Origin of the sequence: Ramlibacter sp. GCM10027632, from assembly GCF_042675325.1 — a bacterium.
GTDB lineage: Bacteria > Pseudomonadota > Gammaproteobacteria > Burkholderiales > Burkholderiaceae_C > Ramlibacter.
On sequence record NZ_JBHTGW010000007.1, the window covers coordinates 202,699 to 219,953 of the forward strand.

Genomic DNA, 17,255 nt, shown 5'->3' on the forward strand with positions numbered 1-17,255 from the left:
CGTGCAGGGCCAGATCCATCCCACCGCCATCGTTGCCGAAGGCGCCCAGGTCGACCCGTCGGTGTCGATCGGGCCGTACAGCGTCATCGGCCCCCATGTGAAGATCGGCGCGGGCACCACCGTGGGCCCGCACTGCGTCATCGAGGGCCACACCACCATCGGCCGCGACAACCGCATCTTCCAGTTCGCCTCGCTGGGCGCGATCCCGCAGGACAAGAAGTACGCGGGCGAGCCCTGCGAGCTGGTCATCGGCGACCGCAACACCATCCGCGAGTTCGCCACCTTCAACATCGGCTCGCCCGGCGGCGGCGGCGTCACCCGCATCGGTGACGACAACTGGCTCATGGCCTACGTGCACATCGCGCACGACTGCATCGTCGGCAACAAGGTGATCTTCGCCAACAACTCGCAGCTCGCCGGCCACGTCGAGGTGGGCGACTGGGTGATCCTGGGCGGCTTCACCGTGGTCCACCAGTTCGTGCGCATCGGCGCGCACGGCATGACGGCCATGTGCTCGCTGCTGTTCGCGGACCAGCCCCCCTTCGTCATGAGCCAGGGCCAGCCGGCCGGCGCCCGCTCGATGAACTTCGAGGGCCTGCGCCGCCGCGGCTTCTCGGCCGAGCGCATCGCGGCGGTCAAGGGCATGCACAAGGCGCTGTACCGCGACGGCCTGACCCTGGCCCAGGCCCAGGAGCGCATCGCCGGCCTGGTGGCCAAGACGCCCGAGTCACAGCCCGACGTCGACATGATGCTGGGCTTCCTGCAGGGCGTGGACCCGCAGCGAGGCATCGTCCGATGAACCTGAAGGTCGGGATGGTTGCCGGCGAGGTCTCCGGTGACCTCCTGGCCGGACTCCTGCTCCAGGGCCTGAACGCCCGCTGGCCGGGCCTGCAGGCCTACGGCATCGGCGGCCCGCACATGGCGAAGCAGGGCTTCCAGGCCCTGTGGCCGCACGAGAAGCTGGCGGTACGCGGGTACATCGAGGTGCTGCGGCACTACCGCGAGATCGTCGGCATCCGCGAGCAGCTCGCGCAGCGCCTGCTGGCCGACCGGCCGCCCCTGTTCATCGGCGTCGACGCGCCCGACTTCAACCTCGACCTGGAAGCGCGCCTGCGGGCCGCCGGCATCCGCACCGTGCACTTCGTCTGCCCCTCGATCTGGGCCTGGCGGGCCGGCCGCGTCGAGAAGATCCGCCGCAGCGCCGACCACGTGCTGTGCATCTTCCCCTTCGAGCCCGCCCTGCTGGCGAAGCACGGCATCCCCGCCACCTACGTGGGCCACCCCCTGGCCAACGTGATCCCGCAGGTGCCCGACCGCGCCGCCGCCCGCCGCGCGCTGGGCCTGGGGGAGGGCGACGAGGTGCTGGCCGTGCTTCCCGGCAGCCGCGGCTCCGAGGTCAAGTACCTGGCCGAGGTGTTCTTCCAGGCGGCGCGCCGCGTCCAGCAGGCCCGCCCCGGCCTGAAGCTGGTCGTGCCCGCGATCCCGCGGCTGCGGCCTGCCATCGAGGCGGCGGCCCGCCGCGCCGGCTTGTCGCAGGGCCTGACGATCCTCGACGGCCAGTCGCACGCCGCGCTGGCCGCCTGCGACCTCACCCTCATCGCCAGCGGCACCGCCACCCTGGAGGCCGCCCTGTTCAAGCGGCCCATGGTCATCGGCTACCGCATGAACGCCCTCAGCTGGCAGATCATGAAGCGCCAGGCGCTGCAGCCCTGGGTGGGCCTGCCCAACATCCTGCTGGAGGACATGGCGGTGCCCGAGCTGCTGCAGCACGCCGCCACCCCCGAGGCCCTGGCGCGCGCGGTGCTCGCCTGGCTGGAGGATCCCGCCCGCCGCGCCGCCGTCGAAGCCCGCTTCGACGACCTGCACCACACCCTGCGGCGCGACACCGCGCAGCTCGCCACCGATGCCATCGCCCAGGTCCTCCAAGGCTAGCCGGCCCGCCGTCGTCCAGGCCTCGCTCGACTGGGACCCGGTCGGCCTGGTCGCCGGCGTCGACGAGGCCGGCCGCGGCCCGCTGGCCGGCCCGGTGGTGGCCGCTGCCGTGATCCTGGACGACACGAAGCCCATCGCCGGCCTGGCGGACTCCAAGGCGCTCACCGCCCTCAGGCGCGAGCGCCTGTACGACGAGATCCGCGCCAAGGCCCTGTGCTGCAGCATCGCCGAGGCCTCGGTGGAGGAGATCGCCCGCCTGAACATCCTGCATGCCACGATGCTGGCCATGCAGCGCGCGGTGGAGGGCCTGCGCCTGAAGCCGGTCAAGGTGCTGGTGGACGGCAACCGCCTGCCCCGGCTGGACATGCTGTCCGAGGCCATCGTCGGCGGCGACGCCAAGGTGGCCGCCATCAGCGCGGCCTCCATCCTGGCCAAGGTGCACCGGGACCGCTGGTGCCTGGCCCTGCACGAGCAATACCCCCAGTACGGTTTCGCCGCCCACAAGGGCTACGGCACCGCCGAACACCTGCAGGCCCTGCGCGCGCACGGCGCCTGCCCCCAGCACCGGCGCGGCTTCGCCCCGGTGGATGCCGCCATCGCGGCGTCGACCGCCGCGGCCGCGAAGGCCGTCCCCCATGCCGCCGCCACCCGCGAGGCCCCCACGCCATGACCGAACCTGCCGGCCCGACCCGCATCACCTCGCGTGACAACCCCTGGCTCAAGTCGCTGCGCCGCCTCGCGCAGGACGGCGCCGGCTACCGGCGCGCCGGCCAGGTCTGGCTGGAGGGTGACCACCTGTGCCGGGCGCTGCTGGCGCGCGGCCAGCGCCCCGAGGTGGCGGTGTTCGCCGAGAGCCTGTGGCCCAGCGCCCCGCCCGAGTGGACCGGCGCCGCGCCGAAGAACGTGGTCCTGCCCGACGCCGTCTTCAGCAGCCTCAGCGGCCTGGAGTCGCCGGCGCGCATGGGCTTCGTGATGGCCCTGCCCGCCGACCCCGCGCTCGACCCGCAGGCACCCACCGTCGTCCTGGACCGGGTGCAGGATGCCGGCAACGTCGGCGCCATCCTGCGCTGCGCCTCGGCCTTCGGCTTCCGCCAGGTCGTCGCCCTCAAGGGCACGGCGGCCCTGTGGGCGCCCAAGGTGCTGCGCGCCGGCATGGGCGCGCACTTCGGCCTGCACCTGATCGAGTCCGCCGGGCCGCAGCTGCTGGAGGACCTGCGGGTGCCCCTGATCACCACCAGCTCGCACCAGGGCGAGCTGCTGCATCGCGCGCAGCTGCCCTGGCCCTGCGCCTGGGCGCTGGGCCACGAAGGGCAGGGCGTGGGCCCCGAGGTGCAGGCGCGGGCGGCGATGTCGGTGCGCATCATCCAGCCCGGGGGCGAGGAGTCGCTGAACGTGGCCACCGCCGCCGCGATCTGCCTGCATGCCAGTGCCGCGGCGGCCGCGATTTAAGCCCTTTCCCTCTACGGGTAAGCCCCGAGCAAGGCTATAATCAGGGGCTTTCCTGCAAACCCCGTACGCCTAGCGCAGTCGCAGCTCCTCCCCTGAACAAAAGCAACACCGAGAGTGCGCTCTCGACCGCGTTTGGGCGTACCCGTCACCACCCGGAGAACCCAGTGCTTTTGTCTCAACAGGCGTCCAAGCCTTCCGCCATCCTGGCGCTCGCAGACGGCACGGTCTTTATCGGCACTTCGATCGGAGCCACCGGCTCCACCACCGGCGAAGTCGTGTTCAACACGTCCCTCACCGGTTACCAGGAAATCCTCACCGACCCCAGCTACTGCCGGCAGATCGTCACGCTGACGTATCCGCACATCGGCAACTACGGCGTCAACGGCGAGGACATCGAAGCCGACAAGGTCCATGCCGCAGGCCTCATCATCCGTGACCTGCCCTTGGTCGCCTCGAACTTCCGCAGCACCGAGACCCTCTCCGAGTACCTGCGTCGCGAGAACACCGTCGCCATCGCCGACATCGACACCCGCAAGCTGACCCGCCTGCTGCGCACCTCCGGCGCCCAGAACGGCTGCATCCTGGGCCTGGCCGCCGGCGAGGCCGTCACCCAGGCGAAGATCGACGAAGCCGTCGCAGCCGCCCAGGCTGCGCCCTCCATGTCCGGCCTCGACCTTGCCAAGGTGGTCTCCACCGCCAAGGGCTACGAGTGGACCGAGACCGAGTGGCAGCTCGGCGCCGGCTACGGCAAGCTGGAGAACCCGCGCTACCACGTGGTGGCCTATGACTTCGGCGTCAAGAGGAACATCCTGCGCATGCTGGCCGAGCGTGGCTGCAAGATCACCGTGGTGCCCGCGCAGACCCCGGCCGCCGAGGTGAAGAAGCTCGATCCGGACGGCGTGTTCCTGTCCAACGGTCCCGGCGACCCGCAGCCCTGCGACTACGCGATCGAGGCCACGCGCGAGCTGGTCGAGGCGGGCTACCCCACCTTCGGCATCTGCCTGGGCCATCAGATCCTGGCCCTGGCCTCCGGCGCCAAGACCTTCAAGATGAAGTTCGGCCACCACGGCGCCAACCACCCCGTCAAGGACCTGGACAACGGCCGCGTGAGCATCACCAGCCAGAACCACGGCTTCGCGGTCGACGAAAAGACCCTGCCGGCCCACCTGCGCGCCACCCATGTGAGCCTGTTCGACGGCACGCTGCAGGGCCTGGCCCGCACCGACAAGCCGGCGTTCTGCTTCCAGGGCCACCCCGAAGCATCCCCCGGTCCGCACGACATCGGCTACCTGTTCGACAGGTTCACCGCCCTCATGGACCAAGCGAAGAAGTAAGCCATGGCCAAGCGCACAGACATCAAGAGCATCCTCATCATCGGCGCCGGCCCGATCATCATCGGCCAGGCGTGCGAATTCGACTACTCCGGCGTGCAGGCCTGCAAGGCCCTGCGCGAGGAGGGTTACAAGGTCATCCTGATCAACAGCAACCCCGCGACGATCATGACCGACCCGGCCACGGCCGACGTCACCTACATCGAGCCCATCACGTGGCAGACGGTCGAGAAGATCATCGCCAAGGAGCGCCCGGACGCCATCCTGCCCACCATGGGCGGCCAGACCGCGCTGAACTGCGCGCTGGACCTGTGGCGCCACGGCGTGCTGGCCAAGTACAAGGTGGAACTGATCGGCGCCACGCCCGAGGCCATCGACAAGGCCGAAGACCGCCAGAAGTTCAAGCAGGCCATGACCAAGATCGGCCTGGGCTCGGCGCGCTCGGGCATCGCCCACAGCATGGAAGAGGCCTGGGCGGTGCAGAAGCATGTGGGCTTCCCCACCGTCATCCGCCCCAGCTTCACCCTGGGCGGCACGGGCGGCGGCATTGCCTACAACCCTGAAGAGTTCGAGACCATCTGCAAGCGCGGCCTGGAGGCCTCGCCCACCAACGAGCTGCTGATCGAAGAGTCGCTGCTGGGTTGGAAGGAGTACGAGATGGAAGTGGTCCGCGACAAGGCGGACAACTGCATCATCGTGTGCTCGATCGAGAACCTGGACCCCATGGGCGTGCACACCGGTGACTCCATCACCGTGGCCCCGGCGCAGACGCTGACCGACAAGGAATACCAGATCATGCGCAACGCCTCGCTGGCGGTGCTGCGCGAGATCGGCGTGGACACCGGCGGCTCCAACGTGCAGTTCTCCATCAACCCGAAGGACGGTCGCATGATCGTCATCGAGATGAACCCGCGCGTGTCGCGTTCGTCCGCGCTGGCCTCCAAGGCCACGGGCTTCCCCATCGCCAAGGTCGCGGCCAAGCTGGCCGTGGGCTACACGCTCGACGAGCTGCGCAACGAGATCACCGGCGGCGCGACCCCGGCGAGCTTCGAGCCCTCGATCGACTACGTGGTCACCAAGATCCCGCGCTTCGCCTTCGAGAAGTTCCCCACCGCCGACAGCCGCCTGACCACGCAGATGAAGTCCGTGGGCGAGGTGATGGCCATGGGCCGCACCTTCCAGGAAAGCTTCCAGAAGGCCCTGCGCGGCCTGGAAGTGGGCGTGGACGGCATGAACGAGAAGACCCAGGACCGCGAGACGCTGGAAAAGGAACTGGGCGAGCCCGGTCCCGAGCGCATCTGGTACGTGGGCGACGCCTTCGCCATGGGCCTGTCGGTGGACGAGGTGTACGACCTCACCAAGATCGACAAGTGGTTCCTGGTGCAGATCGAGGAGATCGTCAAGCTCGAGCTGGAGATGGACAAGCTCGCCGCCGAGAAGGGCGAGGGCGCGCTGGCTTCCCTGGACGCCACCACGCTGCGCATGTTGAAGCGCAAGGGCTTCTCCGACCGCCGCCTGGCCAAGCTGCTCAAGACCACCGACAAGGCCGTGCGCGAGCAGCGCAAGGCGCTGAACGTGCGCCCCGTGTACAAGCGCGTGGACACCTGCGCCGCCGAGTTCGCCACCAACACCGCCTACATGTACTCCACGTACGAGGACGAGTGCGAGGCCGAGCCGACGAACAAGAAGAAGATCATGGTCCTCGGCGGCGGCCCCAACCGCATCGGCCAGGGCATCGAGTTCGACTACTGCTGCGTCCATGCGGCCCTCGCCATGCGCGAGGACGGCTACGAGACCATCATGGTCAACTGCAATCCCGAGACCGTGTCGACCGACTACGACACCTCCGACCGCCTGTACTTCGAGCCGCTGACGCTGGAAGACGTGCTGGAGATCGTGGACAAGGAAAAGCCGGCCGGCGTGATCGTGCAGTACGGCGGCCAGACCCCGCTGAAGCTGGCCCTGGGCCTGGAGCGCGAGGGCGTGCCCATCATCGGCACCAGCCCGGACATGATCGACGCCGCGGAAGACCGCGAGCGCTTCCAGAAGCTGCTGCATGAGCTCAAGCTCAAGCAGCCGCCCAACGCCACGGCCCGTACCGAGGCCGAGGCGCTGGAGAAGGCCGCTGCCCTGGGCTACCCCCTGGTGGTGCGCCCCAGCTACGTGCTGGGCGGCCGCGCGATGGAGATCGTGCACGAGCAGCGTGACCTGGAGCGCTACATGCGCGAGGCCGTGAAGGTGTCCAACGACTCCCCCGTGCTGCTGGACCGCTTCCTGAACGACGCCATCGAATGCGACGTGGACTGCCTGTCCGACGGCACGCAGACCTTCATCGGCGGCGTGATGGAGCACATCGAGCAGGCCGGCGTGCACTCGGGCGACTCCGCCTGCTCGCTGCCCCCGTACTCGCTGGCCCAGGCCACCGTGGACGAGATCAAGCGCCAGACCGCCGCCATGGCCAAGGCCCTGAACGTGGTCGGCCTGATGAACGTGCAGTTCGCCATCCAGCATGTGGACGGCCAGGACGTGATCTACGTGCTGGAAGTCAACCCGCGCGCCTCGCGTACCGTGCCCTTCGTCTCCAAGGCCACCGGCATCCAGCTGGCCAAGGTGGCGGCACGCTGCATGGCCGGCCAGTCGCTGGCCGCGCAGGGCATCAGCGGTGAAGTGACCCCGCCGTACTTCAGCGTCAAGGAAGCCGTGTTCCCGTTCGTGAAGTTCCCGGGCGTGGACACCATCCTGGGCCCGGAGATGAAGTCCACCGGCGAGGTGATGGGCGTGGGCAAGACCTTCGGCGAAGCCTTCGTCAAGAGCCAGCTGGGCGCCGGCACCCGCCTGCCGCGTCCGCGCAACGCCGACGGCACGTCCACCGGCAAGGTCTTCCTCACGGTGAAGAACGGCGACAAGCCGCGCGCCGTGGAAGTGGCCCGCGAGCTGGCCAAGATGGGCTTCGAGCTGGTCGCCACCAAGGGCACCGCCGCCGCCATCACCGCCGCCGGCATCGCCTGCGGCACGGTGAACAAGGTGACCGAAGGCCGCCCGCACGTGGTCGACATGCTGAAGAACAACGAGATCGTGATGGTGGTGAACACCGTGGAGGAGCGCCGCAACGCGATCGCCGACTCCCGCGCCATCCGCACCTCGGCGCTGCTGGCCCGCGTGACCACCTTCACCACCATCGCCGGCGCCGAAGCCGCGGTGGAAGGCATGAAGTACATGGACAACCTGGACGTGTACTCGGTGCAGGAGCTGCACGCGCAGCTGGCCTGATCCCCACGCCCCGAGGCGGCCGAGGCCGCGGTCAGGTTCCCCTCTGGAGGGGACCGGCCGCGGCCTCTTTCTCTTTCAGGCGGGCGATGCGCGCATCGAGGGCTGCCTGTTCCTCGAGGTTGAGCCCCTTGCGGTCACCGCGGTCGGCCCAGGCGTGCGCGCGGGCCTGCTCGATGGCCTGGGCGAGGCCTGGAGCCATGAGCCCGGGCTGCTCGGGCTCCCCAGGCTCCGGGACAGCGGGCGCCAGGGGCTGTGAGGGCGCGGGGCGGGGCGGGGCCGGCGGGACGATCTGCGCCAAATCCTTCGCGATCTGGGCCTCGCTGCCTCCAGTGGCTCGCAGCACCAGCACCCAGGCTTCGGTGAGGGCTTCGCGCAGGGCATCGTTGATGCGGGGCTGGAGCAGCTGCCCGAGCCGGCGCAGGTAGGCCCGCGCGGCCTGCCGGTCGGCGGCGGGCAGGTCCATGCGCGCGCGCAGGGCGATCAGGCGGCCGAGGTACTGCACCGCGCTCGGCTCGAGCCGCTGCGGGTGCGTCGACACCAGCCCCAGCAGGGTGGTCACGAGGCGCTTCCAGTCGGCCTTCGCGAGGCCGTCGGCCTCCACCGGCGCGCCGTGCAGCATGGCCAGGGTCGCCGCGATGTGGTGCGCCGTGTAGCGACTCAGCAGGTTGAAGCAGCTCGGGAGCCGAGCCTGCGGGCGCTCGGCCAGGACGGGTGCCAGGAAGTGCCCGAAGGTGGCGTCGAACAGGGGCAGCTGCAGGACATCCAGCAGGCACTGCCAGCCGCGGTCCCGGTCCAGCGCGGACCAGGCTGGCACCGGCGCCCGCAGCTCTGTCCGGAAGGGCGCGATCAGCCGACCCACCACCTTCAGCAGCACCCGCTCGGAAGGGGGACGACCCTGGGCCGTGTTCTCCTTCAGCTGCGCGGCCACCGAGGCGGCCAGCAGCACGAGGGCGTGGGCACACTGGGGCACGTCGATGCGGCCCTCCTGCAGGAGCGTCATCAGCGCCTCCTGCAGCAGCTTGATCCGGCCCGGGACCATGCGCTCCCAGGGCATCGCGGCGCTGCGTCCGAGCCGGGCGATGGCCTGGGCCACCTCGACCCCGGTGATGTGGCGGTCGTGGCCCGGCTCGTCTTCCGACTGCAGCGAGGCGGCCGTGCGCAGGCTGTCGATCGTGGCGCGGGTGGCGTCGTCGCTCAGCGCATGCCGGTTGCTCCGCTGCACGACGCGCTCGAGTTGCTCCTTGCGGGAGAGCCCGGCGGCCGCCACGCGCCGGGGCTCGTCCTCGGCCAGGGCCCACAGCCGCAGCTCCTTGCGGACCACGAGCGTGAGGGTGATGAGCCCGAGGGCCACGAGCGCCGGGGTCTCGCCCGCGCTGGGCAGGTAGCCTTGGTCCTGGAGCGCCATGACGCTGCCGGCGAGGGTGGCCAGGCACAGCAGCGATGCCCCGAGCTCCATGGACGCCATCGCCCCCTCGGGCGTGCTGTACGGGTCGGGCACGCCGATCACGGGGCCCGAGGGCAGCGACTTGACGTCGTGGCCGGCCCAGGTGCGGGGGGCGGGGCCGGCCGCAGGCTGGGGCGGTGCGTGCTTGTGGTCGCGGGCGGGCAGGGCGCCCTGGAAAGGGTTGGATGATGTCTTGGCAGGGGTCATGGGCCCCTCAGTAACCGCCTCACCCCCGGGCTCCCCTCTCGATTTCGGCATAATTCGCCCATTCGACCGCCGGCTGGCAACACCGGCGGTTTCGCTTTTGGACCTCCCCCGACACCCTCAGACCATGGCCACCATCCCCATCACCAAGCGCGGCGCCGAGAAGCTCAAGGCCGAACTCCACAAGCTCAAGACCGTGGACCGCCCCTGGGTGATCAACGCGATCGCCGAGGCCCGCGCCCAGGGCGACCTCTCCGAGAACGCCGAGTACGAAGCGGCCAAGGACCGCCAGGGCTTCATCGAAGGCCGCATCCAGGAAGTCGAGGGCAAGCTCTCGGCCGCGCAGGTCATCGACCCCGCGGCGCTGGATGCCGGCGGCAAGGTCGTCTTCGGCGCGACCGTGCTGCTGGTGGACGAGAAGACCGGTGACGAGGTCACCTACCAGATCGTTGGCGAGGACGAGGCCGACCTGAAGCTGGGCCTGATCAACATCTCCAGCCCCATCGCCCGCGCCCTGATCGGCAAGGAGGAGGGCGACATCGCCGAGGTGCAGGCGCCCGGCGGCATCAAGCACTACGAAGTGGTGGCGGTCAAGTACATCTGATCGCGGACCGGCCCATGGACTGGCGCGCACGCCTCGGCCTCTTCGCCGCCGCCCTCTGGTGGGGCAGCCTCACCGCCATCGGCGCGTGGGCCGTGCCCTTGCTGTTCGTGCACCTGCCCACGCCGGCCCTGGCCGGCCAGACCGCGGCGCGCCTGTTCACCGCCCAGACCTGGGTGGCCCTGGGCTGCGGCGCGGTGCTGATGGCGGTCGCCCGGCAGTCCGCCGCGCGCGAGGAGCGCGAGGCCTCTCCCATGGCCTGGGCGAACGGCGCCCTGGCCTGGGTGGTGGCCGGGGTGCTGCTGGCGTTGCTGTCGGAGTTCGCGGTGGCCCCGCGCATCGTGGCGCGCGAGAACCTCAGGTTGTGGCACTCGCTGGGCAGCGCGATGTTCGCGCTCCAGTGGGTGTGCGCCGGGGCGGCGCTGTGGAAGCTGGCGGGGGCGGGCCGTGCCGATGAGGCCGCCCCGCGTGCCGGGGCCTAGGGTCCCTGGGGCTCAGCCCAGGCGGCCCTTCTTCACGGATTTCTGCTTGGGCTTGGCCCGCTTGACCTGGCCGCCCGGGGTCAGGCGCTGGTTGCCCAGCACGCGCACGGTGCGCACCTCGGGCCGCTGGCCGCCGCGCTTGCTGTACTTCAGGACCTTGAAGTCCCGCGGGCCGGCCTTGCGGTCCTCGTCCTCGCCGCGGGTCTTCTCGGGCATGGGGCGCCACAGCACGAGGAGCTTGCCAATGTGCTGGATGGGGGCGGCGTTGAGTTCGTCGGCCAGTTGCTGGTAGATGGCCTCACGGGCGGCGCGGTCGTCGCCGAGCACGCGGACCTTGATCAGGCCGTGGGCGTTGAGGGCGGCGTCGGTCTCTTTCTTGACCGCGGGCGTGAGGCCGTCGTTGCCGATCATGACCACGGGGTCGAGGTGGTGGGCGTCGGCGCGATGCGCCTTGCGCTCGGCGATGGAAAGTTCAATTGCGGGCATGGACCGTATTATCGGTGCCCAGGAAGTAATCAATGAAGGTCAAGACCAACAGCAAGAAGGTGAACAAGGCGTGGCTGAACGACCACGTCAACGACCCGTGGGTCAAGCTCGCCCAGAAGGAGGGCTACCGCGCCCGCGCCGCCTACAAGCTGCGGGAGATCGACGAGACCCTGGGGCTGATCAAGCCCGGCCACCTGGTGGTGGACCTGGGCTCCACGCCCGGCGCCTGGAGCCAGTACGTGCGCCGCAGGCTCTCGCCCTCGGGCGCCGCGGTGGGCGAGTTGAACGGCACCATCATCGCGCTGGACATCCTGCCGATGGAGCCGATCGAGGGGGTGACCTTCCTGCAGGGGGACTTCCGCGAGCCCGAGGTGCTGCAGCGCCTGGAGGAGGCGGTGGGCGGCCGCAAGGCCGACGTGGTGGTCTCGGACATGGCCCCCAACCTCTCCGGCATCGAGACCTCCGACGCGGCCCGCATCTCGCACCTGGTGGAACTGGCGGTCGAATTCGCCCAGGCCCACCTCAAGCCCGAAGGCGCCCTTGTGACGAAAGTATTCCATGGCAGCGGCTACAGCCAGCTCGTGAAGTTGTTCAAGGAAACTTTCCGGGTGGTCAAGCCTCTGAAACCCAAGGCCTCGCGGGACAAGTCCTCCGAGACCTTCCTTGTGGGCATCGGCCTGAAGGCGCCACGCTGACCCCGCGGGGGGAAGCCACATCCCTATGGCGGTCGTAGCCAATCTGTATCGGCCGCCGACTTGAAACCCCTAGAATGGGGCTCAACTGCCCCTGGCGCCACCCTGGCGCGCGTTCCCGGAGACTGAGTTGAACAATCAGTGGTTTTCGAAAGTAGCCGTGTGGCTGGTGATCGCCCTCGTGCTTTTCACCGTATTCAAGCAATTCGACACGCGCGGCGCGGCCGGCGCCAGTGTCATGGGTTACTCCGACTTCCTCGAGGAGGTCAAGGGCAAACGCATCAAGAACGCCGTCATCCAGGAGGGCCAGGGCGGCACCGAGATCGTGGCCGTCACCACCGACGACCGCAAGATCCGCACCAACGCCACCTACCTGGACCGCGGCCTGGTCGGTGACCTGATCAGCAACGGCGTCAAGTTCGATGTCAAGCCGCGCGAGGAGGGCTCCCTCCTCATGACCCTGCTGGTCTCCTGGGGCCCCATGCTGCTGCTGATCGGCGTGTGGGTGTACTTCATGCGCCAGATGCAGGGCGGCGGCAAGGGCGGCGCCTTCAGCTTCGGCAAGAGCAAGGCGCGCATGCTCGACGAGAACAACAACCAGGTCACCTTCGCCGACGTCGCCGGCTGCGACGAGGCCAAGGAGGAAGTCAAGGAAGTCGTGGACTTCCTGAAGGACCCGCAGAAGTTCCAGAAGCTGGGCGGCCGCATCCCCCGCGGCCTGCTGCTGGTCGGCCCCCCCGGCACCGGCAAGACGCTGCTGGCCAAGGGCATCGCCGGCGAGGCCAAGGTGCCGTTCTTCAGCATCTCGGGCTCCGACTTCGTCGAGATGTTCGTCGGCGTGGGCGCGGCCCGCGTGCGCGACATGTTCGAGAACGCCAAGAAGAACGCGCCCTGCATCATCTTCATCGACGAGATCGACGCCGTCGGCCGCCAGCGTGGCGCCGGCCTGGGCGGTGGCAACGACGAGCGCGAGCAGACCCTCAACCAGATGCTGGTGGAGATGGACGGCTTCGAGACCAACCTGGGCGTGATCGTGGTGGCCGCCACCAACCGCCCCGACATCCTGGACGCCGCCCTGCTGCGCCCGGGCCGCTTCGACCGCCAGGTCTACGTGCAGCTGCCCGACATCCGCGGGCGCGAGCAGATCCTGAACGTCCACATGCGCAAGGTGCCGATCGGCACCGACGTCAATGCCAGCGTGATCGCCCGCGGCACGCCCGGCATGTCCGGCGCCGACCTGGCCAACCTGTGCAACGAGGCCGCCCTGATGGCCGCCCGCCGCAATGCCCGCGTCGTCGAGATGCAGGACTTCGAGAAGGCCAAGGACAAGATCTTCATGGGCCCCGAGCGCAAGAGCATGGTCATGCCCGAGGAGGAGCGCCGCAACACGGCCTACCACGAGGCCGGCCACGCCCTGATCGGCAAGCTGCTGCCCAAGTGCGACCCGGTGCACAAGGTCACCATCATCCCGCGCGGCCGCGCGCTGGGCGTGACCATGAGCCTGCCCGAGAAGGACCGCTTCAGCTACGACCGCGACTACATGCTGAACCAGATCAGCATGCTGTTCGGCGGCCGCATCGCCGAGGAGGTCTTCATGAACCAGATGACCACCGGCGCTTCCAACGACTTCGAGCGGGCCACCAACCTGGCGCGCGACATGGTCATGAAGTACGGCATGTCCGAGGCGCTGGGCCCCATGGTCTACGCCGAGAACGAAGGCGAGGTGTTCCTGGGCCGATCGGTGACCAAGACCACCAACATGAGCGAGAGCACCATGCAGAAGGTGGACTCCGAGGTGCGCCGCATCATCGACGAGCAGTACGCCCTGGCCCGCCGCCTCATCGAGGAGCACCAGGACAAGATGCACGCCATGGCCAAGGCCCTGCTGGAGTGGGAGACCATCGACGCCGAGCAGCTGGACGACATCATGGCCGGCAAGCCCCCGCGCCCGCCCAAGGACTTCACGCCGCGCACGCCCACCTCGGGCGGCGACTCCGGCGGCGGCTCCGCGGTCAGCACCGACCCGAGCCCGGCGGCGCCCACCACCGCCTGACCCGCGCAAGCCCTGTTTCCAAACGGCCCCGGCAGACACACCTGCCGGGGCTTTTTGCTTCCAGACTGGGCGCATGCAGGTCCTCAGACTCGCGGCGGGCATCCTGCGCGCCGAGGTGGCGCCCCTGGCCGGCGGCTCGATCGCCGGCTTCTGGAGCGTCGCCGGCCACCAGGGGCGCATCGACTGGCTGCGCCCGGCCTCGCACGAGGCGCTGGTGCGGCGCGACCCGCTGGGCCTGTCCAGCTTTCCCCTGGTGCCGTTCTGCAACCGCATCCGCCAGGGGCGCGCGCATTTCGAGGGGCGCGACATCCGCCTGCCGCCCAACCACCCGGCGCAGCCCTCGCCGCACCCGCTGCACGGCATCGGCTGGCGCCAGCCCTGGACGGTGCAGGCCCAGTCGGACGACGCGGTCGAGCTCGCGCTGGAGGTGCCCGCCAGCCCGGCCTGGCCCTGGCACTTCGCCGCCACCCAGCGCATCGCGCTGGAAGGCGATGGCCTCTCGGTCTGGCTGGAGGCCCGCAGCCTGGACGAGGCCGCCATGCCCCTGGGGCTGGGCCACCACCCGTACTTCCCGCACCGTCCCGGCACGCGGCTGCAGGCGGCCTGCGCGGCGATGTGGGCCACCGACGCCGAGGTCATGCCGACCCGGCTCGAGACTGCGGGCGCGGTGGACCGGCTGCGCGAGGGCGTGCGGCTGTCCGAGCTGGTCCTGGACAACAACTTCACCGGCTGGGACCGCGCGGCCCGCATCGACTGGCCGGCCGACGCCCAGGGGCCGGCGCGGCACCTGCTGCTGCAGGCCGACGCGGGCCTGGACTACTTCGTCGTCTACAGCCCGGCCGGCACCGGGCACTTCTGCGCCGAGCCGGTCAGCCAGTGCACCGACTGGCTCAACCTCCTGGAGCGCTACGGGCCCGGCCCGCTCGGCGGCACGCGGCTGGCGCCGGGGGCGCGGCAGGCGGTGGGCATGCGGCTGCTGCCGCGGGTGGACGCCTGAAGGCCTGCGCCCGGAGGTGCCGGGGGCCGGGGACCGCCCAAGAGGCTGGTGGACAATCGCGGCCATGCAAGCCTCCGCAGGACCCTACTGGCAGACCTCCCGCTACCGCATCGACCTGTCCCGCCCGCGGGTCATGGGCATCGTCAACCTCACCCCCGACTCCTTCTCCGACGGCGGCCGCAACGCTTCGGCCGCGGCCGGCATCCGCCACTGCGTGCAGCTGGTGGAGGAGGGCGCCGACCTCCTGGACCTGGGCGCCGAGTCCACCCGCCCCGGCTCGCCGCCGGTGCCGCTGGACGAGGAGCTGGCCCGCCTGCTGCCGGTGCTGCGCGAGGCGGTGGCCCTGGGCGTGCCGGTCTCGGTGGACACCTACAAGCCCGAGGTGATGCGCGAGGCGCTCCAGCTCGGCGCCGACATCGTCAACGACATCTGGGCGCTGCGCCGGCCCGGCGCGCTCGATGCCGTGGCGGACCACCCGGCCTGCGGCGTCTGCCTGATGCACATGCACGGCGAGCCCACCACCATGCAGCTGGCGCCCATGGCCGGCGACCCGCTGCCCCCGGTGCGCGCGATGCTGCTCGAGGCCACCCGGGCCCTGGCCGCGCGCGGCGTGGCGGCCGGCCGCATCGCCTGGGACCCGGGCATCGGCTTCGGCAAGACCCCGGCCCAGAACTTCGCGCTGCTGGCCCGCCAGGGCGAGCTGCTCGCCGAGGGCCACCCGCTCCTGGTGGGCTGGTCGCGCAAGTCCTCCCTGGGCGCTGCCACCGGCCTGCCGGTGGACCAGCGCCTGGCGCCCAGCGTGGCCGCCGCCCTGCTGGCGGTGGAGCGCGGCGCACGCATCGTGCGCGTGCACGACGTGCGCGAGACGGTGGCGGCGCTGCAGGTGCGCCAGGCCGTCCTCCAACAGGAAGCACAATTCCAGCCATGACCCGCAAATACTTTGGCACCGACGGCATCCGCGGCACCGTGGGCCGCGCGCCCATCACGCCCGACTTCGTCCTGCGCCTGGCCCACGCGGTGGGCCGCGTCCTCAAGCAGTCCGAGTCGCGCCCCACCGTCCTGATCGGCAAGGACACCCGCATCTCCGGCTACATGCTGGAGAGTGCGCTGGAGTCCGGCTTCAACTCCGCGGGCGTCGACGTCGTCCTGCTCGGCCCGCTGCCCACGCCCGGCGTGGCCTACCTCACGCGGGCCCTGCGCGCCAGCCTGGGCGTGGTGATCTCCGCCAGCCACAACCCGTTCGAGGACAACGGCATCAAGTTCTTCAATGCGCTGGGCGCCAAGCTGCCGGACGACTGGGAGCTGGCCGTCGAGGCGGCGCTGGAGGAGGCACCGCAATGGGCCGACTCGGCGAACCTGGGCAAGGCGCGCCGCCTCGACGACGCGGCCGGCCGCTACATCGAGTTCTGCAAGAGCACCTTCGACAGCAACCTCACCCTGCGCCGCACCCGGGTCGTGGTCGATGCCGCCCACGGCGCGGCCTACCACATCGCCCCGCTGGTGTTCCACGAGCTGGGCGCCGAGGTCCACACCATCGGCTGCGCCCCGGACGGCCTGAACATCAACCGCGGCGTGGGCGCCACCCACCCCGAGGCGCTGGTGCAGGCGGTGCGGGAGAAGGGCGCCGACTTCGGCATCGCGCTGGACGGTGACGCCGACCGGCTGCAGCTGGTCGACGGCGAGGGCCGCCTCTACAACGGCGACGAGCTCCTGTACCTGATGGCGGCCGACCGCCTCGCGCGCGGCGAGCCGGTGCCCGGCGTGGTCGGCACCCTCATGACCAACATGGCGGTGGAACTGGCCCTGCGCGATCGCGGCGTGGCGTTCGTGCGCGCCAAGGTCGGCGACCGCTACGTGCTCGAGGAGCTCGAGCGGCGCGGCTGGCTGCTGGGAGGCGAGGGCTCCGGCCACCTGCTGGCGCTGGACAAGCACACCACGGGCGACGGCCTGGTCAGCGCCCTGCAGGTGCTGCAGGCCTGCCGCCGCAGCGGCCGCACGCCGGCGCAGATGCTCGAGGGCGTCACGCTGTTCCCGCAGACCCTGCTGAACGTGCGCCTGCAGCCGGGCCAGGACTGGCAGGCCAGCGCGCCGCTGGCCGAGGCCACACGCGCGGTCGAGGCCCGCCTCGCGGGGCGCGGGCGCATCCTGATCCGCGCCAGCGGGACCGAGCCGGTGCTGCGGGTGATGGTGGAAGCGCCCGATGCGGCCCAGTCGCGCGAGTGCGCGCAGCAACTGGCCGAGGCCGTGCAGGCGGGCTGACGCCTGGAAGACGCGGGGCGCCGGGCCTGCTGCGGCGGATGGCGGCGTCCGAGGC

General features: G+C 70.5%; 15 protein-coding genes. 13 read left to right on the forward strand and 2 right to left on the reverse strand.

Annotated features, from left to right (window positions below; translation table 11 throughout):
• Window position 1: 1 nt before the first annotated feature.
• The 6 genes from lpxA to carB all read left to right on the forward strand — a co-directional run bounded on the left by lpxA (window position 2) and on the right by carB (window position 7,982).
• A complete protein-coding gene (gene lpxA / locus ACFQZY_RS12630; protein ID WP_377416246.1) occupies window positions 2-799 on the forward strand; it encodes an acyl-ACP--UDP-N-acetylglucosamine O-acyltransferase in 798 nt (265 codons plus the stop codon).
• A complete protein-coding gene (gene lpxB / locus ACFQZY_RS12635; RefSeq protein ID WP_377416248.1) occupies window positions 796-1,932 on the forward strand; it encodes a lipid-A-disaccharide synthase in 1,137 nt (378 codons plus the stop codon). The genes lpxA and lpxB overlap by 4 nt, the downstream gene beginning before the upstream one ends.
• A complete protein-coding gene (gene rnhB / locus ACFQZY_RS12640; protein ID WP_377416250.1) occupies window positions 1,904-2,602 on the forward strand; it encodes a ribonuclease HII in 699 nt (232 codons plus the stop codon). The genes lpxB and rnhB overlap by 29 nt, the downstream gene beginning before the upstream one ends.
• Complete coding sequence (locus ACFQZY_RS12645; RefSeq protein ID WP_377416252.1) at window positions 2,599-3,381, forward strand: TrmH family RNA methyltransferase; 783 nt, start codon at window positions 2,599-2,601, stop codon at window positions 3,379-3,381. Before rnhB ends, ACFQZY_RS12645 begins: the two co-directional genes overlap by 4 nt.
• Window positions 3,382-3,545: 164 nt before the next feature.
• On the forward strand, window positions 3,546-4,715 hold the full coding sequence (gene carA / locus ACFQZY_RS12650) for a glutamine-hydrolyzing carbamoyl-phosphate synthase small subunit (RefSeq protein WP_377416254.1): 1,170 nt from the start codon (window positions 3,546-3,548) through the stop codon (window positions 4,713-4,715).
• 3 nt (window positions 4,716-4,718) lie between these two features.
• A complete protein-coding gene (carB, locus tag ACFQZY_RS12655; RefSeq protein WP_377416256.1) occupies window positions 4,719-7,982 on the forward strand; it encodes a carbamoyl-phosphate synthase large subunit in 3,264 nt (1,087 codons plus the stop codon).
• 31 nt (window positions 7,983-8,013) lie between these two features.
• On the opposite strand, the gene ACFQZY_RS12660 is transcribed toward carB, so the two are convergent.
• The gene (locus ACFQZY_RS12660) at window positions 8,014-9,633 is read right to left on the reverse strand and encodes a hypothetical protein (protein ID WP_377416258.1); all 1,620 of its coding nucleotides are present in this window, start codon (window positions 9,631-9,633) and stop codon (window positions 8,014-8,016) included.
• A 124-nt stretch (window positions 9,634-9,757) separates the two neighbouring features.
• On the opposite strand from ACFQZY_RS12660, the gene greA reads away from it, so the two are divergent.
• Both greA and ACFQZY_RS12670 read left to right on the forward strand, forming a co-directional pair.
• Entirely contained in the window at window positions 9,758-10,234 is a 477-nt protein-coding gene (gene greA / locus ACFQZY_RS12665) for a transcription elongation factor GreA (RefSeq protein WP_377416260.1), read from the forward strand.
• Between the two features lie 14 nt (window positions 10,235-10,248).
• Complete coding sequence (locus ACFQZY_RS12670; RefSeq protein ID WP_377416262.1) at window positions 10,249-10,713, forward strand: DUF4149 domain-containing protein; 465 nt, start codon at window positions 10,249-10,251, stop codon at window positions 10,711-10,713.
• 12 nt (window positions 10,714-10,725) lie between these two features.
• On the opposite strand, the gene ACFQZY_RS12675 is transcribed toward ACFQZY_RS12670, so the two are convergent.
• Window positions 10,726-11,199 (reverse strand): YhbY family RNA-binding protein, encoded by a 474-nt coding sequence (locus ACFQZY_RS12675; protein WP_377416264.1) that lies wholly within the window; start codon window positions 11,197-11,199, stop codon window positions 10,726-10,728.
• Window positions 11,200-11,231: 32 nt separating this feature from the next.
• Between ACFQZY_RS12675 and ACFQZY_RS12680 the strand changes: the two genes are divergently transcribed.
• The 5 genes from ACFQZY_RS12680 to glmM all read left to right on the forward strand — a co-directional run bounded on the left by ACFQZY_RS12680 (window position 11,232) and on the right by glmM (window position 17,200).
• The gene (locus ACFQZY_RS12680) at window positions 11,232-11,894 is read left to right on the forward strand and encodes an RlmE family RNA methyltransferase (protein ID WP_377416266.1); all 663 of its coding nucleotides are present in this window, start codon (window positions 11,232-11,234) and stop codon (window positions 11,892-11,894) included.
• Window positions 11,895-12,021: 127 nt separating this feature from the next.
• Window positions 12,022-13,944, forward strand: coding sequence for an ATP-dependent zinc metalloprotease FtsH (gene ftsH, locus ACFQZY_RS12685; protein ID WP_377416268.1), 1,923 nt, complete (start codon window positions 12,022-12,024; stop codon window positions 13,942-13,944).
• Between the two features lie 73 nt (window positions 13,945-14,017).
• Entirely contained in the window at window positions 14,018-14,941 is a 924-nt protein-coding gene (locus ACFQZY_RS12690) for an aldose 1-epimerase (RefSeq protein WP_377416270.1), read from the forward strand.
• Window positions 14,942-15,005: 64 nt separating this feature from the next.
• Complete coding sequence (gene folP / locus ACFQZY_RS12695) at window positions 15,006-15,869, forward strand: dihydropteroate synthase (RefSeq protein WP_377416272.1); 864 nt, start codon at window positions 15,006-15,008, stop codon at window positions 15,867-15,869.
• Window positions 15,866-17,200 carry a phosphoglucosamine mutase gene (gene glmM / locus ACFQZY_RS12700; protein ID WP_377416274.1) on the forward strand — a complete coding sequence of 445 codons (1,335 nt, stop codon included), beginning with the start codon at window positions 15,866-15,868 and terminating at the stop codon, window positions 17,198-17,200. The genes folP and glmM overlap by 4 nt, the downstream gene beginning before the upstream one ends.
• The last annotated feature ends 55 nt before the right edge of the window (window positions 17,201-17,255 follow it).

Bases quoted from the DNA above. Each gene is read 5' to 3' on its own strand.
- lpxB (WP_377416248.1), top strand. From the start codon at position 796: ATGAACCTGAAGGTCGGGATGGTTGCCGGCGAGGTCTCCGGTGACCTC.
- ACFQZY_RS12645 (WP_377416252.1), top strand. From the start codon at position 2,599: ATGACCGAACCTGCCGGCCCGACCCGCATCACCTCGCGTGACAACCCC.
- ACFQZY_RS12675 (WP_377416264.1), bottom strand. From the start codon at position 11,199: ATGCCCGCAATTGAACTTTCCATCGCCGAGCGCAAGGCGCATCGCGCC.
- rnhB (WP_377416250.1), top strand. From the start codon at position 1,904: ATGCCATCGCCCAGGTCCTCCAAGGCTAGCCGGCCCGCCGTCGTCCAG.
- folP (WP_377416272.1), top strand. From the start codon at position 15,006: ATGCAAGCCTCCGCAGGACCCTACTGGCAGACCTCCCGCTACCGCATC.
- ACFQZY_RS12680 (WP_377416266.1), top strand. From the start codon at position 11,232: ATGAAGGTCAAGACCAACAGCAAGAAGGTGAACAAGGCGTGGCTGAAC.
- ACFQZY_RS12660 (WP_377416258.1), bottom strand. From the start codon at position 9,633: ATGACCCCTGCCAAGACATCATCCAACCCTTTCCAGGGCGCCCTGCCC.
- ACFQZY_RS12670 (WP_377416262.1), top strand. From the start codon at position 10,249: ATGGACTGGCGCGCACGCCTCGGCCTCTTCGCCGCCGCCCTCTGGTGG.
- greA (WP_377416260.1), top strand. From the start codon at position 9,758: ATGGCCACCATCCCCATCACCAAGCGCGGCGCCGAGAAGCTCAAGGCC.
- carB (WP_377416256.1), top strand. From the start codon at position 4,719: ATGGCCAAGCGCACAGACATCAAGAGCATCCTCATCATCGGCGCCGGC.
- ACFQZY_RS12690 (WP_377416270.1), top strand. From the start codon at position 14,018: ATGCAGGTCCTCAGACTCGCGGCGGGCATCCTGCGCGCCGAGGTGGCG.
- glmM (WP_377416274.1), top strand. From the start codon at position 15,866: ATGACCCGCAAATACTTTGGCACCGACGGCATCCGCGGCACCGTGGGC.